Origin of the sequence: Sphingomonas sp. Leaf22, assembly GCF_001421715.1 — a bacterium.
Taxonomy (GTDB): domain Bacteria; phylum Pseudomonadota; class Alphaproteobacteria; order Sphingomonadales; family Sphingomonadaceae; genus Sphingomonas.
On sequence record NZ_LMKP01000010.1, the window covers coordinates 1 to 22,489 of the forward strand.

Annotated in this window: 22 protein-coding genes; 3 read left to right on the forward strand and 19 right to left on the reverse strand. The window is 68.3% G+C overall.

The features are described from left to right. Positions 1 to 277: 277 nt before the first annotated feature. From ASE70_RS06050 to hemC, 6 genes are read right to left on the reverse strand one after another with little or no spacing between them, the layout of a single operon-like run. The gene (locus tag ASE70_RS06050) at positions 278 to 1,390 is read right to left on the reverse strand and encodes a CaiB/BaiF CoA transferase family protein (RefSeq protein WP_056502502.1); all 1,113 of its coding nucleotides are present in this window, start codon (positions 1,388 to 1,390) and stop codon (positions 278 to 280) included. Next, positions 1,387 to 1,899, reverse strand: coding sequence for a GNAT family N-acetyltransferase (locus ASE70_RS06055; protein ID WP_056502503.1), 513 nt, complete (start codon positions 1,897 to 1,899; stop codon positions 1,387 to 1,389). Before ASE70_RS06055 ends, ASE70_RS06050 begins: the two co-directional genes overlap by 4 nt. Then, positions 1,899 to 3,083 (reverse strand): acyl-CoA dehydrogenase, encoded by a 1,185-nt coding sequence (locus ASE70_RS06060; RefSeq protein ID WP_056502506.1) that lies wholly within the window; start codon positions 3,081 to 3,083, stop codon positions 1,899 to 1,901. The genes ASE70_RS06055 and ASE70_RS06060 overlap by 1 nt, the downstream gene beginning before the upstream one ends. An 11-nt stretch (positions 3,084 to 3,094) precedes the next feature. Continuing rightward, a complete protein-coding gene (locus tag ASE70_RS06065; RefSeq protein WP_056502508.1) occupies positions 3,095 to 4,012 on the reverse strand; it encodes a hypothetical protein in 918 nt (305 codons plus the stop codon). Between the two features lie 30 nt (positions 4,013 to 4,042). Further along, positions 4,043 to 4,714 (reverse strand): uroporphyrinogen-III synthase, encoded by a 672-nt coding sequence (locus ASE70_RS06070; RefSeq protein WP_056502512.1) that lies wholly within the window; start codon positions 4,712 to 4,714, stop codon positions 4,043 to 4,045. Beyond that, on the reverse strand, positions 4,711 to 5,622 hold the full coding sequence (hemC, locus tag ASE70_RS06075) for a hydroxymethylbilane synthase (protein WP_056502515.1): 912 nt from the start codon (positions 5,620 to 5,622) through the stop codon (positions 4,711 to 4,713). Before hemC ends, ASE70_RS06070 begins: the two co-directional genes overlap by 4 nt. A gap of 300 nt (positions 5,623 to 5,922) precedes the next feature. On the opposite strand from hemC, the gene tsaD reads away from it, so the two are divergent. Together tsaD and ASE70_RS06085 are read left to right on the forward strand one after the other, a co-directional pair. Further along, the gene (tsaD, locus tag ASE70_RS06080) at positions 5,923 to 6,963 is read left to right on the forward strand and encodes a tRNA (adenosine(37)-N6)-threonylcarbamoyltransferase complex transferase subunit TsaD (protein WP_056502518.1); all 1,041 of its coding nucleotides are present in this window, start codon (positions 5,923 to 5,925) and stop codon (positions 6,961 to 6,963) included. Beyond that, positions 6,960 to 7,934 carry an NAD(P)H-dependent glycerol-3-phosphate dehydrogenase gene (locus ASE70_RS06085; protein ID WP_056502521.1) on the forward strand — a complete coding sequence of 325 codons (975 nt, stop codon included), beginning with the start codon at positions 6,960 to 6,962 and terminating at the stop codon, positions 7,932 to 7,934. The genes tsaD and ASE70_RS06085 overlap by 4 nt, the downstream gene beginning before the upstream one ends. 3 nt (positions 7,935 to 7,937) lie before the next feature. Here ASE70_RS06085 and ASE70_RS06090 read toward each other — a convergent pair whose 3' ends face one another. The 9 genes from ASE70_RS06090 to ASE70_RS06130 all read right to left on the reverse strand — a co-directional run bounded on the left by ASE70_RS06090 (position 7,938) and on the right by ASE70_RS06130 (position 18,683). Further along, a complete protein-coding gene (locus ASE70_RS06090) occupies positions 7,938 to 8,735 on the reverse strand; it encodes a DUF72 domain-containing protein (RefSeq protein ID WP_056502523.1) in 798 nt (265 codons plus the stop codon). Positions 8,736 to 8,775: 40 nt separating this feature from the next. Then, positions 8,776 to 9,468, reverse strand: a complete 693-nt coding sequence (locus tag ASE70_RS06095; protein WP_056502525.1) for a hypothetical protein — start codon at positions 9,466 to 9,468, stop codon at positions 8,776 to 8,778. Positions 9,469 to 9,497: 29 nt separating this feature from the next. After that, positions 9,498 to 10,085, reverse strand: coding sequence for a methionine biosynthesis protein MetW (gene metW / locus ASE70_RS06100; protein ID WP_056502634.1), 588 nt, complete (start codon positions 10,083 to 10,085; stop codon positions 9,498 to 9,500). Between the two features lie 32 nt (positions 10,086 to 10,117). Then, on the reverse strand, positions 10,118 to 10,552 hold the full coding sequence (locus ASE70_RS06105) for a GNAT family N-acetyltransferase (RefSeq protein WP_056502527.1): 435 nt from the start codon (positions 10,550 to 10,552) through the stop codon (positions 10,118 to 10,120). After that, the gene (gene metX, locus ASE70_RS06110; protein ID WP_056502532.1) at positions 10,549 to 11,676 is read right to left on the reverse strand and encodes a homoserine O-acetyltransferase MetX; all 1,128 of its coding nucleotides are present in this window, start codon (positions 11,674 to 11,676) and stop codon (positions 10,549 to 10,551) included. Before metX ends, ASE70_RS06105 begins: the two co-directional genes overlap by 4 nt. Positions 11,677 to 11,779: 103 nt before the next feature. After that, positions 11,780 to 12,442 carry a ligase-associated DNA damage response endonuclease PdeM gene (gene pdeM, locus ASE70_RS06115; RefSeq protein WP_056398679.1) on the reverse strand — a complete coding sequence of 221 codons (663 nt, stop codon included), beginning with the start codon at positions 12,440 to 12,442 and terminating at the stop codon, positions 11,780 to 11,782. 463 nt (positions 12,443 to 12,905) lie between these two features. Next, positions 12,906 to 14,171, reverse strand: a complete 1,266-nt coding sequence (locus tag ASE70_RS06120) for a DUF445 domain-containing protein (RefSeq protein WP_235519633.1) — start codon at positions 14,169 to 14,171, stop codon at positions 12,906 to 12,908. 101 nt (positions 14,172 to 14,272) lie between these two features. Then, the gene (locus ASE70_RS06125; RefSeq protein ID WP_056502538.1) at positions 14,273 to 17,470 is read right to left on the reverse strand and encodes an efflux RND transporter permease subunit; all 3,198 of its coding nucleotides are present in this window, start codon (positions 17,468 to 17,470) and stop codon (positions 14,273 to 14,275) included. Positions 17,471 to 17,474: 4 nt separating this feature from the next. Further along, positions 17,475 to 18,683: an efflux RND transporter periplasmic adaptor subunit gene (locus tag ASE70_RS06130; RefSeq protein ID WP_056502541.1), complete on the reverse strand. Its 1,209-nt coding sequence runs from the start codon at positions 18,681 to 18,683 to the stop codon at positions 17,475 to 17,477. Between the two features lie 194 nt (positions 18,684 to 18,877). Between ASE70_RS06130 and ASE70_RS06135 the strand changes: the two genes are divergently transcribed. Beyond that, positions 18,878 to 19,600: an SIMPL domain-containing protein gene (locus tag ASE70_RS06135; RefSeq protein ID WP_200925601.1), complete on the forward strand. Its 723-nt coding sequence runs from the start codon at positions 18,878 to 18,880 to the stop codon at positions 19,598 to 19,600. 137 nt (positions 19,601 to 19,737) lie between these two features. Here the strand turns inward: ASE70_RS06135 and ASE70_RS06140 are convergent, their stop codons facing one another. Genes ASE70_RS06140 through ASE70_RS06155 form a run of 4 tightly spaced genes read right to left on the reverse strand, consistent with a single transcriptional unit; the run spans position 19,738 to position 22,435 of the window. Then, positions 19,738 to 20,136, reverse strand: coding sequence for an acyl-CoA thioesterase (locus ASE70_RS06140; protein ID WP_056502545.1), 399 nt, complete (start codon positions 20,134 to 20,136; stop codon positions 19,738 to 19,740). Beyond that, positions 20,133 to 20,762, reverse strand: a complete 630-nt coding sequence (locus tag ASE70_RS06145) for a hypothetical protein (protein ID WP_056502546.1) — start codon at positions 20,760 to 20,762, stop codon at positions 20,133 to 20,135. Before ASE70_RS06145 ends, ASE70_RS06140 begins: the two co-directional genes overlap by 4 nt. Beyond that, positions 20,759 to 21,100 carry a hypothetical protein gene (locus ASE70_RS06150; RefSeq protein WP_056502549.1) on the reverse strand — a complete coding sequence of 114 codons (342 nt, stop codon included), beginning with the start codon at positions 21,098 to 21,100 and terminating at the stop codon, positions 20,759 to 20,761. The genes ASE70_RS06145 and ASE70_RS06150 overlap by 4 nt, the downstream gene beginning before the upstream one ends. Before the next feature lie 54 nt (positions 21,101 to 21,154). Further along, positions 21,155 to 22,435 (reverse strand): multidrug effflux MFS transporter, encoded by a 1,281-nt coding sequence (locus tag ASE70_RS06155; RefSeq protein ID WP_056502639.1) that lies wholly within the window; start codon positions 22,433 to 22,435, stop codon positions 21,155 to 21,157. Between the last annotated feature and the right edge of the window lie 54 nt (positions 22,436 to 22,489).

Below are 22,489 nucleotides of genomic sequence, written 5' to 3' on the forward strand. Positions count from 1 at the left end.
CCTCGTTCCGCGACATGCTGGCCCGCTTCAACCGCCGAACCAAACGCGCTTCCAAGACCCAACAAATGCTCGAGATCACCCTCGACATCTTCCTCGCCAGAAAACGTCTACAGAGTCCGAAGTGAACACTCCCGCCTGCGCGGGGGCACGGCGATTTTTTAGCCAAGTTTGCGACGTTCGCACAGGTCCCGGTTGCTTCGGGGTATCGCGCCGTCCGTTCGAACCGTGGCAAACGATCCGCGTGCGAGTGTGACTTTCGTGACCTTTGCCGCCGTGGTCAGGCGTCGGGCCGTGCCGGTGCGCCGTGGTCGGCGACCATCCGCTCGCCGTCGATGACGATCGGGCTGGCAAGGCCGGGCAGGCCTTCGGGCCGGATCGCCATCCCGCGCGCCACCACCTGCGGGTCGGCGAACACGTCGTTCAGCGCGTTGATCGGGCCGGCGGGAATGCCGGCGGCCTCCAGCGCCTCGTACAGATCGGCCTTCGCCCAATTCGCCACCGCCGTCTGGATCGCCGGCACCAGATCGCGGCGATGGACCACCCGCGCCGGGTTGGTCGCAAAGCGCGGGTCGTGGTGCAGGTCGAGCCCCAGCACGCCGCACAGCCGCGCGAATTGCCGGTCGTTGCCGACCGCGACGATCAGGGCACCGTCGGCGGTCTCGAACGCCTGATACGGGGAGAGGTTCGCATGGCCATTGCCCATGCGCGTCGGCACGATGCCGCTCGCCATCCAGTTCAGCGCCTGATTGCCGAGCACCGCGACCTGCGTGTCGAGCAGCGCCATGTCGATATGCGCGCCTTCACCGGTCAGGTCGCGACGGCGCAACGCGGCAAGGATCGCGACCCCCGCATAGGTGCCGGTAAAGATGTCGGCATAGGCGACGCCCGCCTTTTGCGGCGGCCCGTCCGGCTCGCCGGTCAGCGACATCGCCCCGCCCATCGCCTGGATGATGAAGTCGTATCCGGCGCGATGGGCATAGGGGCCGTCCTGCCCGAAGCCAGTGATCGAACAGGTGATCAGCCCCGGCCGCACCGCCGACAGCGCGGCGTGGTCGAGACCATATCGGGCGAGGCCGCCGACCTTGTAATTCTCGATGACGATATCCGCCTCGCCGACCAGCGCGCGGACCTCGGCCTGTCCTTCCGGCGTCGAGATATCGATCGCCACCGACCGCTTGCCGCGATTGGCGGCGTGGAAATAGGCGGCGTCACGCGCCGAGCCGTCGGGCGCGGTGACGAAGGGTGGGCCCCAATGGCGGGTGTCGTCGCCTGCCCCCGGGCGCTCGACCTTCACCACCTCCGCGCCCAGATCGGCGAGCAACTGCCCGCACCATGGCCCGGCGAGGATACGCGCCAGTTCGACCACGCGAACCCCGGCCAGCGGCTTCACGCGCGGCGCAGTTCGTAGATCACGTGCGGTACCATCCGCCCGCCGCGCAGCACGTCGACGGTGCCGGGCCGCAACGTCGCGCCCAGTGCCGCCACCGCGGTCCGCGACCGGCCATTCTCCTGACCGATATGGAAGGTGATCGCCGCGACATGGGGCGCGATATGGTCGATCATCATCCGCTTGGTCTCGCGGTTATAGCCGCGCCGCCACCGGTCGCGCGCAAAGAAGGTCCAGCCGATCTCGATCTCGTCGGCATGGCCGTCATAGGGACCATAGCGGCTCGACCCGATCACGCTGCCGTCGCCGGCATCGCGGATCGTCAGCATCCCGCCCCCCGCCAGCCCTTCTTCGAAGAACGCGCGGAACACCGGCTCCTGCCAGCGGTCGTGCGCCGGATGCTGGTCCCAGATCGCCGGGTCCGACGCGACCGCGAAGAGCGCGGCATAGTCCTCCGGCACCGTCGGCGCGATCCGGACCAGCGCCCCCTGCAACACCGGCTGCCGGTTCATCAGAAGGCGGCGATCCCGGTGATCGCCCGGCCCTGGATCAGGCCGTGGACGTCGTGCGTCCCCTCATAGGTGTTGACCGTTTCGAGGTTGATCGCATGGCGCATCACATGGAATTCGGCGGCGATGCCGTTGCCGCCATGCATGTCGCGCGCGACGCGGGCGATGGCCAGCGCCTTGCCGCAATTGTTGCGCTTGATGATCGAGATCGCTTCGGGGGCCAGCGTCCCCTCGTCGAACATCCGTCCCGCGCGCAGTGCCGCCTGCAGCCCCAGCGCGATCTCGGTCTGCATATCGGCCAGCTTCAGCTGGACCAGCTGCTTGGACGCCAGCGGCACCCCGAACTGCTTTCGGTCCAGCGTATATTGCCGCGCCGCCTGCATACAGAATTCCGCTGCGCCCATCGTGCCCCATGCGATGCCATAGCGGGCGCGGTTGAGGCAGCCGAACGGCCCCTTCAGCCCCTCGACATGCGGCAGCAGCGCGTCCTCGCCGACCTCGACCCCGTCCATCACGATCTCGCCGGTGATCGACGCGCGCAGCGACAGCTTGCCCTCGATCTTCGGCGCGGACAGCCCGGCCATGCCCTTTTCGAGGACGAAGCCGCGGATTTTGCCGTCATGTGCATCGGACTTGGCCCACACGACGAAGACATCGGCGATCGGCGAATTGGTGATCCACATCTTCGTGCCCGAAATGCGATAGCCGCCGTCGATCTTCGCGGCACGCGTCCGCATCCCCGCCGGGTCCGATCCGGCATCGGGTTCGGTCAGCCCGAAACAGCCGACCCATTCGCCGCTCGCCAGCTTGGGCAGATATTTCCGCTTCTGCTCCTCCGATCCATAGGCGTTGATCGGGTGCATCACGAGGCTCGACTGGACGCTCATCGCGCTGCGATAGCCCGAATCGACCGCCTCGACCTCGCGCGCGACCAGACCATAGGCGACATAGCCGAGGCCCGCCCCGCCATATTCGGGATCGATCGTCGGCCCCAGCAGACCCAGCTCGCCCATTTCCGACATGATCTCGCGCGCGAAATCCTCATCGAGGAAGGCGCGGGTAACGCGCGGCAACAGCCTTTCGCGGGCATAGCCATGCGCCGCGTCGCGGACCATGCGTTCTTCGTCGGTCAACTGCGCGTCGAGCGCGAACGGGTCCTGCCAGTCGAAACGGCCCATATCGGCCATGATAAATGTCCTTACAGCGTCGGGTCGACCGGATCGGCGGCGACCGGGGATTCGGATGGCGGCGGTGCGGCGGGCACCGGTGCGGGTTGGGTAACGGGGGCGGGCCGCGGCATGGTCAGTGCGACCGATTCGAGGTCGATCAACGCCTTGCGCGCCGCGACGAAGCGTTCGGCGGCGGCGGTCCAGCGCCGCGCGCTGGCAGCACCGGGCATCCGCTCGATCTCGGCGATTGCCTGTTCGACCTGACCGGTGTCGAGCCGCCGTCGCGCCCGATCGAGCCGGTCGATCGGGCGGCTGCTGGGCGTCGCGCCCTGCCGCAGGACGATCAGCTGGCCGAATTCGCGACGCAGCCCGTTCCAGAAACCTTCGCCGGTCGGGCCGGCGATCAGCGGTGTCGCCACCGCGTCCAGTGCCGTGCGCAGGTCGTCGAGCGTGACCGGTGCCTGTGCGGCGGCGATCAGCGTGCGGACCGCATCGGGACGGCTGTCGCCGAACCGCTCGCGCAACTGCCCTTCCAGATAATCGAGCGGCCGACCGCGATCGAGCGCGCGGCGGGTGGCGACGACCACCATCATGTCCTCGGCCCGCGTCGCATAGCCGGCGGCGTTGCGCGCGCTGTTGTCGAGGCCGACGATCCGCGTCTCCAGATCGGCGATCCGCGCCGCCAGTGCCGCCTCGCGCGCCGACAGGATCGGCAGCGCGACCGCCGCGACCGGCTGCGGTGCGGGGGTCGGGATGGGTTGCGCGACCGGCGCGGCGGCCTGCGTCGACCCGCCCCAGCCGAGCCGGGGTGCGACATAGCGCAGCACCGCCAGCGTCGCGCCGATGCCGATCAGAAAGGCGAGCACGGCGACAAGGAGCCATCCGCGGCTTCGTCGCTGCCGGTACGGGCCGCTGGTCGTCGCAAAGGACGCATCTTCGCTCATCATGCTGCCTTATCCCCGCGCCCGTCCGCCGGGTCAATCGCGCGCGAGCGTGTCGGCCAGCGCGATGGCGACGGCGATCACACTCGCGTCGTCGGGCCGCGCCGCCACCGTCACCGCCCGCCAGCCGCTGCCGAGGCCCGCGACGGCGGCAGCGGAAATCGTTGCGACGGCGATGCGGCTGCGATCGGGGACGATCTCGGCCAGCCGCCGCGCCGCGCGGGGCGAATGGATCAGCGCGACCGATCCGGTCAGGGGGGCGGGGTCGACCGGGTCGACGGCCTCGCTGGCATAGACCGCTTCGATCGCGGTGACCGCCGGATGCGCCGTCACCGCCCGGTCGCGGGCGGTCAGCAGCAATGCCGCGCGTACGCCATCGGCCAGTGCGGCGTCGAGCAACGCCCGACCATCGCTGCCGCCGGTCGCGACGACGTGCAGTCCCGCCGCGCCTGCCGCCGCGGCCGTTGCCGCGCCAACCGCATGGACCGGCAGCGCGGCATAGCGCGACAGCGCCGGTCCGGCATGGCGCACCGCATTGGCGCTGGTCAGCACCAGCGCGTCGTGCGCGTCCGGATCGGGGCCGTCCCATGCCAGCGGAAGAACCACGAACAGCGGCAGGCGGATCGCGCATCTGCCCAGCGCCTCGATGGCGGCGGCGGTCGCGGCATTGCCCGGTTCGGGGCGCAACACCGCGATCGGCACGGTCATTGCGCGAACAGCTTGGCGATATTCTCGGGCGCGACGGCGAGCAGTCGTTCGGCCAGCCCGCGCGGCAGGTCGATATCGTCGATCGCGCCGCTGACGCTGTCCCGTACCTGCGCGCTGCCGTCCTGAGCCAGCAATTGCCCGGTCAGCGTCAGCACATCGCCCGCGATCGTCGCCAGCGCCGCCACCGGCGAATGGCAATCGGCCCCCAGCGCCGCGAGGAAGCCGCGCTCGGCCCGCACCGCCTGATGCGTCGGCGCATGGTCGATGGCGCGGACGAAGGCGAGGGTGCGGTCGTCCTGGGCGCGCACTTCGATGCCGACCGCGCCCTGTGACGGGGCGGGCAGCATGTCGTCGATCGCGATCGCCGTCCCGACATCGGGCCGCCCCAGCCGGGCGAGGCCGGCGGCGGCAAGCAGGGTCGCGTCGACCTCGCCCGCCGCCAGCTTGCCGAGCCGGGTGTCGACATTGCCGCGGAACAGCACGATCCTGGCGTCGGGGCGGTGGTGCAGCACCTGCGCCGCGCGCCGCGGGCTGCTGGTCCCGACGACGCCGCCCTCGCGCAATTCTGCCAGCGACGCGATCCCGACCAGCCGGTCGCGGACGTCGGCGCGCGGCAGCATCGCGGCGATGCGGATTTCGGTCGGGCGGATCGTCTCGACATCCTTCATCGAATGGACCGCCGCATCGATCTCGCCGCAGCACAAAGCGCGGTCGAGTTCCTTGGTCCACAGCGCCTTGCCGCCGATCTCGGCCAGCGCACGGTCCTGCACCCGGTCGCCGGTCGTCTTGATCGTCACGATCTCGATTTCCGCCGGATCGATCCGATGCGCCATCGCCAGCGCATCGCGCGTGGCATGCGCCTGTACCAGCGCCAGCGGCGATCCGCGCGTGCCTAGTTTGAACGTCATGGCTGCTCGCTATCCGCCGCTTTCGACCGGGGCAAGAAGGTTGGTTCACGCGGGGCCACGAAGGCGCGAGGAAGAAGATTGTTTTCGCGCAGAGGCGCAGAGGCGCAGAGGGAGTGTGTTCGGGGTAAATGGCTCGCGATCGGGAGACGCCTGGCTGAAAGCCGCTGCCGCGGCGACAGGCGCACACACTCTCTGCGCCCTCTGCGCCTCTGCGCGATCAAAACCCTTTCTAGTTCTTCTCCGCGTCTCCGCGTGAACCAATCTTCCTACCACCCCCCAATCCGCGCTAAGGCCGACCGGATGTCCACCCCCCTGATCCTCGGTATCGAATCCAGTTGCGACGAAACCGCCGTGGCGCTCGTCCGTGGCGACCGCACGATCCTGTCGCACCGCCTTGCCGGACAGGAAGCGGCGCATGCCCCTTATGGCGGCGTCGTTCCCGAAATTGCCGCCCGCGCGCATGTCGAGATTCTGCCGTCGCTGGTCGAGGGTGCACTGGCCGATGCCGGCGTGGCGCTGGCCGATGTCGATGCGATTGCCGCAACCGCCGGGCCGGGGCTGATCGGCGGGGTGATGGTCGGGCTGGTGATGGCCAAGGCGCTGGCGCTGGCGGCGGGCAAGCCGCTGGTCGCGGTCAACCATCTGGAGGGGCATGCGCTGTCGCCCCGACTGACGGATCCCGATCTCGCCTACCCCTATCTGTTGCTGCTGGTATCGGGCGGGCACTGCCAATTGCTGCGCGTCGACGGGGTCGGCAGCTATCGCCGGCTCGGCACGACCATCGACGACGCGGCGGGGGAAGCGTTCGACAAGACTGCCAAGGTGCTGGGACTAGGCTATCCCGGTGGCCCGCGCGTCGAGGCGGCGGCGCTGGACGGAGATGCGCGGGCGGTGCCGCTGCCGCGCCCGCTGCTCGGTACGCCCGATCCGCATTTCTCCTTTGCCGGACTCAAGAGCGCGGTACTGCGTGCGCATGACGCCGGCAGCTATTCGGTGGCGGATATCGCGGCGTCGTTTCAGCAGGCGGTGGTCGATTGCCTGCTCGACCGGACGCGGCTGGCGCTGACGCTGGCGGGGCCGGTCGGTGCGCTGGTCGTGGCCGGCGGGGTCGCAGCCAATCGCGCGGTGCGCGGCGCGCTGGAGGGGCTGGCCGGAACCAACGGTCTGCGCTTCGTCGCGCCGCCGCTGTGGCTGTGTACCGACAATGCGGCGATGATCGCATGGGCCGGGGCGGAGCGGTTCATAGCGGGCCATAGCGATCCGCTCGACGTGGCGGCGCGCCCGCGCTGGCCGCTCGATCCGTCGGCGGAAAAAGTACGCGGGGCAGGAGTGAAGGCATGAAGATCGGGGTCATCGGCGGCGGGGCATGGGGCACCGCGCTGGCACAGGTCGCCGCGCGCGGGGGCGAGGTGACGCTGTGGGTACGCGAGACTGCCGTCGCCGATGCGATCAACGATGCCCGTGAAAATCCGGTGTTCCTGCCCGGCGTGAAGCTGTCACCGGCCATTCGGGCGACGACCGACAGCGCCGATCTCGACTCGGCCGACGCGCTGCTGGTGGTGACCCCCGCCCAGCATGTCCGCGCCGTGCTGTCGACGATCGACGTCGGCGACCGTGCGCTGGTGCTGTGTGCCAAGGGGATCGAGGCAGGCAGCCGGATGCTGGTCGGCGAGGTCGCGCGTGCCGTCCATCCGCAGGCGCCGGTGGCGGTGCTGTCCGGCCCGACCTTCGCGCACGAGGTCGCGGCGGGCAAGCCGACCGCCGTCACCCTCGCCTGTGCCGATGCCGCGCTGCGCGACCGGCTGGCCGAGCGGTTGGCGGCACCGGGTTTCCGCCCTTATGCCAGCGACGACGTGATCGGGGCGGAGATTGGCGGGGCGGTCAAGAACGTGCTGGCCATCGCCTGTGGCGTGGTCGAGGGGGCCGGGCTGGGCCAGAATGCCCGTGCGTCGGTGATCGCGCGGGGCTTTGCCGAAATGACCCGTTTCGGTCTGGCGCGCGGGGCGCGCGCCGAGACGCTGGCCGGGCTGTCGGGACTGGGCGATCTGGTGCTGACCTGTTCGTCGACCGCGTCGCGCAACTATTCGCTGGGCGTCGGACTGGGGCAGGGGCGCGCCGCTGCCGACCTGCTAGCGGACCGTCGGACCGTCGCGGAGGGCGCGTTCACCGCGCCGGTGCTGTGCGAGGCGGCAGCTGACGCCGGCGTCGACATGCCGGTAACAGCGGCGGTCGGCGCGCTGCTGACCGGCATGCCGGTGGGGCAGGTGATCGATACACTGCTCAGCCGTCCGCTACGCCGCGAGGGTATGTAGCGGCTATTGGACGCGGTCGATCAGTGCCTGTGCGCCGGCCGGGGCCCTGATTTTTGCGCCGTTGATGAAGAAGATGAAGCTTTCCCGAGGCTTTCTCGGCGGTTGGACCGGGTCGGCATAGGGCAGACCGTCCGGCGCACCACCCGCCGCCCACGTCCGTGCCGCCTCTGCCCATCGATCGAGCGCGGCGTCGTCATAGCCGGTGGCCACGTCCTCGACCGCGTTTTCCAGCCGGGCATAGACGAAATCGCCGGTGACGTCGGCGATGGCGGGATAGTCGGCCGAGTCGGCATGGACGATCGCGACGCCCGCTTTGCGGGCCATCGCCACGAATTCGGGAACATGGAAGCTGTCGTGGCGGACCTGTATGGCATGGCGGAGCTTCACGCCTGCCTCGGTTGCGGGCAGCATTGCGAGGAAGGCAGCAAAGTCGTCGGCGTCGAATTTCTTGGTCGCCATGAACTGCCACAGGATCGGGCCGAGCTTGTCGCCGAGTTCGGTGATGCCGGAGCCGACGAATTTCGCGATCGATTCCCCGGCCTCCGCCAGTATCTCGCGATTGGTGCAGAAGCGCGAGGCCTTTACCGCGAAGACGAAATCGTCGGGTGCGGTCGCGGCCCAGTTGGCGAAGCTCGCCGGCTTCTGGGTGCCGTGATAGGTCGCGTTGATCTCGATCGCGGTCAGTGCGTGCGACGCGAACTCCAGCTCCCGCTTCTGCGGCAGCTTTTCAGGGTAGAAGCTGCCGCGCCACGGCGGGAAGGTCCAGCCACCGATGCCGATGCGAATGGGAGCGTGGGTCATGGTGACGAAGGTGTCGCGTAGCGAGGGGGCTGGCAAGGGGTCAGTGGGCGGTAACGTCGCTGGATGCCGTCAGAATTTGCGGGTCGACGGTCAGCACCGGGGGCTGTGCGGCGGTCCAGGTTGACAGGTCGGCGCGATAGCGGTCGTAGGCGCGGTAGAAATCGACGAACGGCTGGTCGAGCGCCTCGATATCCGGGGCGGCGACGACATCCAGCCCGCCGGCGGGCAGTTCGGCCACCTGTGTCAACATCGGCAGCGCGCGTGCGCAAAAGGCATCGCGGACCGGCGGCTGCGCAAAGTAATTATAGACGCGGGTCATCGCGTCGTCGAACCGGTCCTGCCAGTCGCCGCCGCCGCGCCTGTACTCCGCCTCCAGCGCCTTGAACGCGGCAGCGAAGCGGGTGGCATGTACTTTGAGCAACCGGTTATAGGCCGCGACCCCGGCCGGATCGCCGATATTGCACTGTAGCGCCGCGACGTTCAGCGCAGCGCGCAGGTGCCAGAGCGCGGCATCGGGCGAAAGGCCCCGGTTGAGCGTGGCATAGCCGCCATCGGGCGTCGTTGCCGGGATGACGAGGTTCGGCGCGGCCCCCTGCGGCGGTTTGGGTTTGGGCGCGGGCGGCGGGACCGGAATCGTCGGCGGGGTGACGGTCGCCACCTCCGGCGTCCTGCGGGCGCAGCCGGCAAGCAGGGCGATCCCGCAGGCGACGACCAGCAGCAGGCGGCTACGCATCTTCCTCACTCTCCTTCGTTCCCGCAGGCTCAGCGTTGCAGCAGGAACACCGCGTGTTCGGCACGGAAATTGGCCGCCGCCGCCGTGGTACGCTTGCCCCCCGACAGGAACCACGCATCGACGACGGTAATCCCCCGCTTTGCGACGAACGCCCGGAAATCGTCGATGGTGACGTGGTGGATGTTCGGCGTCTCATACCATTCGAGCGGTAACAGCGCCGTCACCGGCATCCGCCCGCCCCATAGCAGCGACGCGCGCACCCGCCAGTGCGCGAAGTTCGGGAAGGATACGAAGGCCTGCGCACCGATGCGCAACAGATGGTCGAGCACGACATGCGGCCGCATCGCCGTCTGCAACGTCTGGCTGAGGATCGCATAGTCGAAACTGGCGTCGGGATAGTCGACAAGGTCGCGATCGGCATCGCCCTGCATCACCGACAGCCCGCGCGCCATCGCATCGGCGACATTGCCCGGATCGATTTCCAACCCGCGCGCATCGACGCCGCGTTCATCGCGCAGCGCGGCCATCAACTGCCCGTCGCCGCAACCGACATCGAGGATGCGTGAACCGGGCGTGATATTGGCCGCGATGATCGCAAGGTCGGGGCGCAGGGCCATCGGGGTCCGACGCGGTGATCCGGCGATCATGGTCATGGCATTGCCTCCAGCATCGCCGTCGCTTCCGCCGACAACCGTTCCATATAGCGATCGGGCCGCGAAAGGGGGTGGAAGCCGAGTTTCGCATACACGCCATGCGCGTCCGCCGTAACGAGGCCGATGCGGCGGATACCGGCCAGATCGGGATGATCGACGAACCAGCCGACCATCGCCCGCCCGATGCCCTGCCCACGCGCGCGGTCGTCGACGAACACATCGGCGATCCACGCGAAGGTCGCCCGGTCGGTGATCGCGCGGGCGAACCCGATCTGCACGCCGTCGCGATAGGCGCCGATCGGGTGCGACCCGGCGATGGCACGCTCGACCCGCTCGCGCTCGATGCCGGGCGACCAGTAGCTCGATGCCAGCCAGCCATGGATGCGCGCGATATCGAGCCGGTCGCGATCGTCGGAAAGCGCGAAGGTCATGCGTCCGCCTCCAGAAAGCCGCGCATGATCCGGTCGAGTTCGGGCGAATCGAGCAGGAACGCGTCATGGCCGAACGGCGACGACAGTTCGACGAAGCTGGCCGGTGCGCCGGCGGCGTTCAGCGCATGGACGATGCTGCGCGATTCGGCGGTCGGATACAGCCAGTCGGTATCGAAGCTGACGACGCAGAACCGTGCCTTCGTCGCGCGGAACGCGTTGGCCAGCACCCCGCCATGTTCCTCCGCCAGATCGAAATAATCGAGCGCGCGGGTGATGTAGAGATAGGAATTGGCGTCGAACCGATCGGTGAAGGCCAGCCCCTGATGGCGCAGATAGCTTTCGACCTGAAAATCGGCGTCGAAGCCGAAGGTCTTGGTCCCGGCCGCGCCATCGGCGCGCGCCTGCAGCTTGCGGCCGAATTTGGCGGTCAGGCCCGCTTCGGACAGATAGGTGATGTGCGCCGCCATCCGCGCCACCGACAGCCCGGCGGCGGGTGGTGATCCATCGGCATAATAGTCGCCGCCGCGCCAGTCGGGGTCGGCCATGATCGCCTGTCGCCCGACTTCGTGAAAGGCGATGTTCTGTGCCGAATGGCGTGCGGTGGAGGCGATCACCACCACCGCCTGTACCCGGTCGGGCAGCGTCGCCGACCATGACAGCGCCTGCATTCCGCCCATCGACCCGCCGACCACGGCGCGCAGCCGGTCGATGCCGAGATGGTCGAGCAGCATTCCCTGCGCGCGCACCATGTCGCGAATGGTCAGCACCGGAAAGCGCATCGCCCACGGGCTGCCGGTCGCGGGGTCGATGCTGGCCGGTCCCGACGACCCCATGCAACTGCCGAGCACGTTCGAACAGATGACGAAATGGCGGTTAAGGTCGATCGGCTTGCCCGGCCCGATCATGCGCGACCACCAGCCGGGTTTGCCGGTGCGCGGATGGGTGGAGGCGACATGCTGATCACCGGTCAGCGCGTGGCAGATCAGGATCGCATTGTCGCGCGCAGGCGACAGCGTGCCATAGGTTTCATAGGCGATGTCGATCGCGGGCAGGGTCGCGCCACTATCCAGTGCCAGCGGGGTGGCCAGTGTCGCGCGGCGATCGGGACCGAAACGGGAATCCATGGGCGTTGCGGTAATTGCGCACGGCACCGGGTTCAAGCGTTGCGGTGGGATCGGGTCGGCACTGCCTGCGAAACGCGCGCTGCCGCGTGTCGTCAAACCGCCGTCAGGCGGCCAGCGGAAACCGCAGCAGCCGGTCCTCCAGCGCGATCAACGCCTCTGCCCGGCCGCCGACCGCGCGGACGATTTCGGGATGATCCGCGTCGAGACCGCCGGTGAGCGAGCCGAAGGCAGGCAGGATCAGCTTGGTCGCGGTCGCCACGAAGCAGCGGCGCGACACGCCCCGTCCGCGCAGCCTGACCCGCAATTTGGGGTGGAAATGGCCCGATAGTTCGGGGCGCGCTTCGGCGGGGTCGGCTTCGTGGCGCAGCACCAGTCCGTCGACGACCGCTTCGTCGATCACCCGGCCGCCGCAATGGTCGGCGACGATCCGGTCGTGATTGCCGGTGATCCACGTCCAGTCGCTTGCCGCCGTCAGCGCGCGCAGCCGCGTCTGCGCCTCGTCGCCCAGCCGGTCGCAGCCGCCGACATCGTGGAAACTGTCGCCGAGGCACCATATCTCGGCCGGCCGGGTCCGCGCCACCACCGCCTCGATCCCCGCCAGCGTTTCCAGCGTATCATAGGGCGGCAGCATCTGTCCGAATTGCGCGAACCAGCTCGCCTTTTCGAAATGCAGGTCGGCGAGCAGCAGCGCGCGCCGCGCCGGCCAGAACAGCGCACCCGCGGACAGGGCATCGAAAGCGTGACCGGCGAACGAAAGGCGAACCATGGCCGCGCCTATGACGCAAGCCGGCGGGATGCTCAAGCCATGGGGGGCGTAACGATTTCGGGGGAGTGGTTGCCGCGTTGGCGGAGGCATCGCCGCGATCGCTAGGACCTGCGTCCGACAAGTCGCTGGCCATTGGTGAAACCGTCGCCTTGGGCTTGATCGGGACATCTGCGAAAGTCGCAAGCCTAGCCCAAAAACTCACCGTACTCCCGCGCAGGCGGGGGTCCAGAGCCCCGGATAACAGCGGCTTGCGCTTGGAACCTTGGACCCCCGCCTGCGCGGGGGTACGGCAGGGGCCGGAATCAGTACTTTAACAGAGGTCCCGGCTTGACCCGGTGCCCTGTTTTTTCGGTCAGCCGCAGCAAGAAGCGGGGCCCCGGATCAAGTCCGGGGCGACGAGCGGCGTCAAATGTCGGTCCGTAGATTGCTACGGGCAAGATGTACCGGGCAACCGTGGCCGAACCTATAGCCAGATATCGACCACATGGATCGCCAGCCCGACCGTGCCGCCGACCAGCGTGCCGTTGATCCGGATGAATTGCAGGTCGCGCCCGACCGCGTTCTCCAAGCGGCCGGTGATGGTCTGCGCATCCCAGCCGCGGACCGTGTCCGACACCAGCCGGACGATGCCGTCGCCATAATCGGCGACTGCCCCGACCACGGCACGGCGGACGAAGCGGTTGACCTTTGCCTTCAGCACCGGATCGGATTGCAGCGTCAGTCCCAGTTGCCGCATCGCATCGCCGATCGGGCCGGCCAGCGCGCGGTCGGGATTGCGGGCGGCGTTGAGCAGGCCGCCGCGGATCTTTTCCCACACCCCCATCCACCAGCCGGCCAGCGCCAGGTTTTCGATCAGCTCGTTCTTCAGCCGTTCGACCTTGGCCTGCATCTCGGGCGAATGTTGCAGGTCGTGGGCCAGCAGCGCGAGACCCTCGTTCGCCTTGGCGCGCAGCGGATGGGTCGGGTCTTCGGCGACGTCGGCGAGCATCTTGTGCAGGCCGTTCAGCACCGACGTCGCCAGCGTCGCGTCCAGCCCGGTCCAGCGCAGCACGGCACCCGCGCGCTTCTGGATCATCGTGCGGACCAGTTCCTCGTTCGCGTCGAGCGTCTTGGACGTCCAGCGGATGATGGCATCGATCAGCGGCAGGTGGCGATCCTCGGCGATCGCCGCTTCCAGCGTGCGGCCGAGCGCAGGCGACACCCGCATCGCGCGCAGCCGGTTGGCGAGGGCACCGCGCACCATCGTCCCGAACTGATCGGGGTCGAGGCCCTCCAGCACGTTGACCGCCAGCCGCGACGCGCCGTGCCGCAGCCGCCCGCTGCGCGTCGCCGGATCGGCCAGCCATTTGCCGGCGACGGCGGCGGCGTCGACACGGTGCATACGGCGAGCGACGACATGCGCGGTCAGGAAATTGTCGCGCAGGAACGCGGCCAGCGTGTCGCCGATCCGGTCCTTGTTGCGCGGAATGATCGCGGTATGCGGGATCGGCAGGCCGAGCGGATGGCGGAACAGCGCGGTGACCGCGAACCAGTCGGCAAGACCGCCGACCATCGCCGCCTCGGCAAAGGCCTGGACGAAGCTCCATGCCGGGTGGACCCCCTCCAGCCGCCGCGACAGCAGGAACAGCGCCGCCATCGCCACCAGCATGAAGGTGGCGAGCCGCCGCATCCGGCGTAGGGGCAGGGGAACCGCATCGCCGGTCCCAGCGATGGTGGAAGATCGTGGCATCAGCGAAACAATCGCCGGCTGCGGCGAAAGTTCAATCGTTACCCGTGCGGGCTACCGGTCCCGTCCGGTTCGCGACGGGCGCGAACCGGACGGGGGGCGGGTCATTCCGCCGCCGGCAGCGACTTCGGCCCGTCGCCCGGCGGCAACTGCCCACCCGGCTGGTGTTCGATCGCCGGCCGGTCACCATCGCCCGGACGATAGGTAAGCAGCCGCCGCGACAGGCGCGGACCGACCCAGCGTTCCAGCCCGACCGCGAGGCTGAACGCGCCCGGCACGATCAGCAGCGTCAACAGCGTCGACAGGGCCAGCCCGCCGATCACGGTGATGCCCATCGGCGCGCGGAACGATGCGTCGCCCGACAGCGCCATCGCGGTCGGCACCATGCCGGCGACCATGGCGACGGTGGTCATCACGATCGGCTGCGCCCGTTTGTGCCCGGCATCGAGGATTGCGACCTCCTTGTCGACGCCCTTCTCCATCTCCTCCAGCGCGAAATCGATCAGCAGGATCGAGTTTTTGGCGACGATGCCCAGCAGCATCAGCAGCCCGATATATACCGGCATCGAGATCGGGTTGCCCGTGATCCACAATGCCAGCAGCCCGCCCAGCGGTGCCAGGAACAGCGATCCCATGTTCACGAACGGCGGCATCACCCGCTTGTACAGCAGCACCAGCACCGCGAAGACGAGGAAGATGCCCGAAATCACCGCGACGATGAAGTTGGTGATCATCTCGCCCTGCCACTTCGCCTGACCGACGGTCAGTTCGGTGACGCCCAGCGGCAGGTTCTGCATGATCGGCAGCTTGTGGATCGCCTCCTGCGCGACGCCCGACACCACGCCGGGGGCCAGATCGGCACCGACGACTAGACGACGTTGCTGGTTGATGCGGTCGATCTTGGTCGGGCCTGCGCCAAAGCCGATATCGGCGACGACCGACAGCGGCACCGATCCGCCATTGCCGGTGGGGACCGGCAGGTTCTGGATCGTCGACAGCCGCGACCGCGCATCGCGCGACAGGGCGACGCGGATCGGGATCTGCCGGTCGGACAGCGAGAAGCGCGCGCTGTTCTGGTCGATATCGCCCAGCGTCGCGATGCGGATCGCCCCCGACAGCGCGGCGGTGGTGACGCCGAGGCTGGCGGCGAGGTCGCTGCGCGGACGGATAATGATCTCCGGCCGCTTCAGATCGCCCGACACGCGCGGCGCGACGACCATCGGCAGCTTTTCCATCTCCTTGACCAGCTGGTTCGCGGTTTCGTTCAGCTTGACCGGATCGTCGCCGCCCATCGTGATCGAAAGGTCGCGGCTCGATCCGCCCCAGCCGAATTGCGACCGGAACGATACCCGCGCATCGGGGATCGCGGCGAGCTGCGGGGCGAGGCCGCGTTCGAACTCGGTGCTCTTGGACTGGCGCATCGCGTCATAGGTCGCATCGTCGACCAGCCCGAAGGTGTGGCGGACGCTTTCGCCGAAGCTCGGCTTGTCGAGCAGTTCGGCGGTCACCCGGCCGTTGCCGGCATAGCTCGACGAATAGACCGATTTGACCAGCGGTTGCGCCCGCAACAGATTCTCGACGCGCTTCACGACGACCGCGGTCTGTTCGAGGGTGGTGCCGGGCACCATTTCGACGCTGGCGGTCACGCGGTCGCGGTCCTGCGGCGGCTGGAAGGTCTGCGGCAGGACCATGAACATGATGACGGTCAGCGTCAGCGCCACCACGCCGCCGACGATCGTCGACCAGCGATGGCGCAGCGTCCAGCGCAGCACGCCCATATACCGGTCCATCAGCCAGCCCTCGCCATGGCTGGCGGACCCGTGCGCCTTCAGGAAATAGGCGGCGATCATCGGCGTGATGAGCCGCGCGACGGCAAGGCTCATCAACACCGACGCGACGACGGTCAGGCCGAAATTCTTGAAGAACTGGCCCGAAATGCCCGGCATCAACCCGACGGGCAGGAAGACCGCGACGATCGCCATCGTCGTCGCCAGCACCGCGATGCCGATCTCGTCGGCGGCGTCGATCGATGCCTGATAGGCGGATTTGCCCATGCGCATGTGGCGGACGATATTCTCGATCTCCACGATCGCATCGTCGACCAGCACCCCCGCGACCAGACTGAGCGCGAGCAGCGTCATCTGGTTCAGGGTGAAGCCCAGCATGTCCATGAACCAGAAGGCGGGAATCGCCGACAGCGGGATGGCCAGCGCCGAGATCAGCGTCGCGCGCCAGTCGCGCAGGAACAGGAATACGACGACGATCGCGAGCAGCGCGCCCTCGACCATCGCGTTCATCGCCGAATGATACTGGATTTCGGTGAACTTGACCGAATTGGACAGCAGCGCGAAGCGGACCTGCGGGTTGCGCTTCTGCAGGTCGGCGAGCTTCTTTTCCGCTTCGTGGAAGACGGTCACGTCCGATGCGCCCTTGGCGCGCTTGATATCGAACGCCAGCACCGGGCGACCGTTATATTCGGCGCGGCTGGTGGGTTCGGCATAGGCGTCGCGGACGTCGGCGATGTCGGCCAGCCGGACCGAGCGGCCGCCGCCGACCGGCACCTGCGTCTGCGACAGCGCATAGGCGGTGGCGGCGTTGCCCAGCACGCGGACCGATTGCTGTGTGCCGGCGATTTCCGCCTGACCGCCCGCCGCGTTCAGATTGACCTGGCGCAGCGCCTGATTGACCTGGCTCGCGGTCAGCCCCTGCGCTTGCAACCGGGCGGGGTCGAGCGTCACGCGGATCTCGCGGTCGACGCCGCCGACGCGCTCGACGGTCGCCATGCCCTCGACGCTCAACAATTCCTTGGCGACGGTATTGTCGACATACCAGCTGAGCTGTTCGGCGGTCATGTCGTCGGCGATCGCGGTCCACGACGCCAGATCCTTGTCGGTGGTGTTCGCGCGGAAGACCTGCGGTTCGAGGATGCCGTCGGGCAACTGGCCGCGAATCTGGTTCACCGCTTCGCGCACGTCGTTGACGGCGCGGTCGATCGGCGTGCCGATATCGAGCTGGATGACGGTCTGCGACGACCCTTCGGTAACGCTCGATTCGATCTGGTCGATGCCCTGCAACGACCGGACCGCCGCCTCGACGCGCTGCGTCACCTGCGTTTCGAGTTCGGTGGGCGCAGCACCCGGCTGGGTAATCACGACGATCGCGACCGGAAATTCGATGTCCGGGTCCTGGTTCACGTCCATCCGCATGAAGCTGACGATCCCCGCGATCGTCAGCGCGAGGAACAGCACCAGCGGTGGTACCGGGTTCCGGATCGACCATGCCGAAATGTTGCGAAAGCCCATGGCGCTACTCCTTGCGAGCGGAAGCGGCGGCGGCGCGGACCGGCACCACCTCCTGTCCGACATTCAGGAACGCGCCGGCGCTTGCGACCACGCGTTCGTCACCGATCAACCCGGAGGCGATCAGCGCACCTTCGTCCGACACCTCGGCCACGCGGACGTCGCGGCGAAGCACCTTGTTCTGGGCGTCGACCAGATAGACATAGCTGCCCTTGTCGTCGCTCAGCACCGCCGATTCGGGCAGCAGCGGCGCGGTCGAGGCACCGGCCCCGATGCGCGCGCTGGCGAAACCGCCGGGGCGCAACGCCGGGTCGTAGTTCAGCGCGATGCGGGCGATGCCCTGTCGCGTCTGCGGGTCGATGATCGGCGCGACCTGCCACACCTGCCCCTTGAACACGCGGGTATCGCCGACCGGCACGACCTGCGCCAGCGAACCGGCGCGGACATTGGCGAGATCGGCCTCGGACAGCTGGGCGCGCATTTCCATCTGCCCGCCCATCGCGATGCGGAACAGCACACCGCTGCCGCTGCCGACGACCTGACCCGGTTCGACCGCGCGGGTCAGGACGAGGCCGGCGGCGGGCGCGCGGATATCGAGGCGGCGGTTGCGCGCCTGCGTCTCGGCCAGCTGCGCCTGCGCCACCCGGACGCGCGCGTTGGCGGCGTCGCGGGTCGCGGTCTTGCGATCGATATCGGCCTTCGACACGAAGCCGCGTTCGACCAGCTGGTTCGACCGGTCGAGTTCGGTCTGCGCGATCTGCGCATCGGCGCGGGCGACCCGCACCTGTGCCGACAGCGATTCGGCGGTCTGCGCCTGAACCGACCGATCGACCGTCGCCAGCACTTGTCCGGCGCTTACCCAGCTGCCCGGCTCGACGAACACCCGTGTGACCAGACCGCCTTCGCCGACGACGCCGACCGGCATTTCCCGGCGGGCGGCGAGCGATCCGGTGCCGGTGACCGCACGGGTCACCGTGTCGCGACCGGGGACGACCACCGTCACCTTGGGCAGCGTGCCGCCGGCGGCGGCGGGCGGCGCACCCTGTGCGGCCGGCGCGTCGCCACCTTTGCGACCGAATGCCCAGTAGGCACCGAGCAGGACGAGCAGGACGATCACGATCCCGACGATGACGGCACGGCGGCGCGAACGCTTCGCGCCGTCGGGTCCGGTCAGCAGCTGGCGGTCACCCGCGATCGACGTCGATTCGTAATTCATCCACCCCATCCTGTTGGAAGGCCCCCAGCCAATTCGATGCTGTATTACCCGAATACAGCACTGCCCTCAAGCATAGACATCGCGTTTTTCGATAAGCACGGCAAGGGCTGCATCGATTGCGTTCATGCGACGTTTTGCGGCGGATGCGTAACGACCGTTCGTTCGTCGTCACTATAGTCGAAAAGGAATTGTCGATGCTCCGTTCCGTCCTGATCCTTGCCGCCATCGGCACCGCGCTTCCCGCCGCCGCGCAACAGGCGGTGCCGGTGTCGGCACCGGTCCTGACCGACGGGACGCTGCTCGACGTCAGCGCGACGGGGAAGGCGACGCGCGTGCCCGACATCGCCACGATCCGCGCCGGCGTGGTCAGTCAGGCGGCGACGGCCGCGGCGGCGCTGTCGGACAACAGCCAGCGCATGACCCGCGTCGTCGCCGCGCTGCGCCGCGCCGGTGTCGCCGACCGCGATCTCCAGACCGCGCAGATCCAGTTGCAGCCGCAATATCGCTATGCCGAAAACCAGCCCCCGGCGATCACCGGCTATCAGGCGAGCAACAGTGTCGCGGTCCGGTTCCGCGACGTGGCGAAGAGCGGCGCGATCCTCGATGCCCTTGTCGCGCAGGGCGCGAACCAGATCGACGGGCCGACGCTGTCGGTCGATGCCGCCGATGCCGCGCTCGACGAAGCCCGCACCGACGCGATCCGCCGGGCGCGCGCCCGTGCCGATCTCTATGCCCGCGCCGCCGGGCTGCGGGTGGACCGTATCCTGCTAATTTCGGAGGATGGCGGGCAATTGCCGCAGCCGCCGATGCCGATGCTGCAAATGGCGCGTATGATGAAGATGGCCGATTCGACGCCGGTCGCGGCGGGCGAGCAGGATCTGACGGTCAACGTATCGGTCCGGTTCCTGCTGCGGTGATCGCAGACGGTTCTCTCAACCGGGGAAGCTTCCTTCGTCATTCCCGCGAAGGCGGGAATCCATAGGCGCTTACGTTGGCGACAAGGGCCGCGCCGGTAGCGTGTATGGACTCCCGCCTTCGCGGGAGTGACGGACGGTTATCGCGTAAACCGCTCGACCACCTCGGCCGGCACGCGGAGCAGTCGCCCGCTCCGACGGTCGAGCAGTGCCCATGTCGTGCGGGCCTCGACCTTTACCCGCCCATCCGCGCCAGTGAATTGCATCAGCCGGTCGAACCTCGCCCCCTTCGGCGCATCGGCGACCCAGGTTTCGGCCGTCACCGTCTCGCCCGCGAGGACGCTGCCGCGATAGTCGATTTCGTGGCGGGTGATGACCCAGACATAGGCGGCATGCTGTTCGGGCGTGGCCAACGCGTGCCAGTGCGCAACCGCCACGTCCTGAATCCAGCGGACCCAGACGGCGTTGTTGACATGGCCCAGCTCATCGATGTCGTCGGGACCGGCGGTGATCTGTCGGGTGTAGCGGGGCGCACTCATGGTGCCGGACGCGGCTTCAGGCCACTGGTCTGGATACGCCATGCCCGTTGTTCGGCGGTCGCGCCGTCAATATCGCCGGTCCGATGCAGCGTGATCGGTCCGGCGAGCGATACCGGCGTCCCGTCCCGCAGCCGTCCGGTCACCCGGACCGGTATGTCGATATAGCGTTGCCCGGCCCCGGCATCGATCCGGCCGGGCGTTCCGATCGTCGCGCGATAATCAGCATATCTGGCGAAGGAATCAGCAAACGCCTTCGCCGTCATGCCGGCTGCCTCGCCACGCCCGTTCCACAGGCGGTAGGCGTCGTCATATCGCCCGCTGCCGATTGCCGCGAAATACTGGTTCAGCACCGCCACCGCTTCCTGTGGACCCGCTTCGGTCGCGACGGGGTCGGGTGTGGCGACCGAGCGGACTTCGTTGGCCGGGGGCGGGGCCGATACGCCGGGAATGCCGTCGCCGGGCGGCAGCGTGGTCGACGGCGTCACCGGTGTCGGCGCACCGGAAACCGGGGTCGGTTCGGCGGCAGCGACGGCGGCGTCGTTCGCCGCCGCCATCTCGTTACCCGCGTCGCCGCCGTCGCACGCCGACAGCAGCACCGCCAGCCCGACGACCGCCGCTATCCTCACGGTTCGATCGCGTCCCGATCGGCATCGGCAAGGTCGCCATCCTCGGGCAGATTGTCCTCGTCGAAATCTTCCTGCAACTCGTCTTCGGCCTGATCGCCCTGACCGGTGATCGTCACCGTCTCGTCCTCTTCGGCGAGTTCGTCGTCGACCATGTCGAGTTCGTCCTCGTCCTCGTCGTCGGACAGGCCGAGATCGGGTTCGAGGTCGGTCAGGATCGTGCCGTCGCTGGGTCCGTCGCGGGTCGCTTCGAGGATTTCGGCGCGCTGGCTTTCGTCATAGCCGTCCTCGTCATAGCCGTCGTCGCCCGACCCCTGACCATTTACCTGATGACCACCCATCGCGTGACTCCTGCTGGTTAGGACAGGGAAACCCGCCGGATCGCGCCCCGGTTCCTATCCCCGGCGGAACAGGCGGCCATGTTCGGTACGAAACACGACGAGCAGCGCGAGGATGCCGAGGAACAGGAACCCGCCATACAGCGGTACGGTGGTGCCGTCGAAGGCCTGACCGATCAGCGCGCCCAATACCGCCCCGCCCAGCATCGACACGAATCCCTGCAACGACGAGGCGGTGCCGGCGATCGACCCCATATTCTCCATCGCCATCGCCGAGAAATTGGACGAGGCAAGACCGAAACAGGCCATCATGATCGCCTGCAGGATGATGAAGCTGGTCAGCGATTCGAGACCGGCGAGCGTGATCGCGAGATGGACCGCCGCGACCGCGACCAGCCCCAGCAGGGCGGCGTGCGAGATCAGCCGCGTGCCGAAGCGCATCACGATCCGCGAATTGAAGAACGACCCCGCCGCCATCGTGCCCGCGACGCAGGCGAACACGACCGTCAGCAGCTTGGGTTTGCCGAACGTCACTTCCATGATCTGCTGGATCGATCCGACGAAGCCGAACAGCCCGCCCGACAGCAGCGCCGCCGCGACCGTATAGCCGACCGCATACCGATCACGGAGGACGATGCGATAGCCGGAGACGATCCGGCGGGGGTCGAGCGGCGCGCGGTCCGATTCGGCCAGCGTTTCGGGCATGCGCAGCACGAACCACGCGAACACCGCGGCGGTGACGATCGCGATCCCGCCGAAGATCCAGCGCCACGATGCGAAGGCCAGCACGAACTGGCCGAAGGTTGGGGCCAGCACCGGGGCAGCCATGAAGAAGATGAAGGCGAGGCTCATGACCCGCGCCATCGCCCGCCCCGAATAACAGTCGCGCACCAGCGCCACGGTGACCACGCGTCCGCCCGCCACCGCCGCGCCCGACGCGAATCGTGCGATCAGTAGCAGCACGAAGCTGCCCGATACCGCCGCGACAAGATTGGTGATCGTACTGGCGATCAGCGCAAAGATCAGCACTGGCCGCCGGCCATAGCGATCGGCGAGCGGACCATAGGCCAGCTGCGCGATCGAAAAGCCGAGCAGGAACGAGGTGACGACGAACTGCCGCGTATTGGGTTCGGCGACGCCCAGCGCATCGCCGATCGCGGGCAGCGCGGGCAGCATCGAATCGATGCCGAGCGCGGTCAGCGCCATCAGCGCCGCGATCAGCGTCACGAACTCGCCGAACGGCAGCGGCGAACGGTCCGCCGATCCTTCGGGGCCGGTGGCGGCGTCGGTCAGCGCGGCGGCGGTGTCGGGCGACAGGGGATCGGATCGTTGTTGCATCGCATCATCCCCATGCCGGAACTCGCGCGCTGCGTCACGCAAAGGATGACCCTG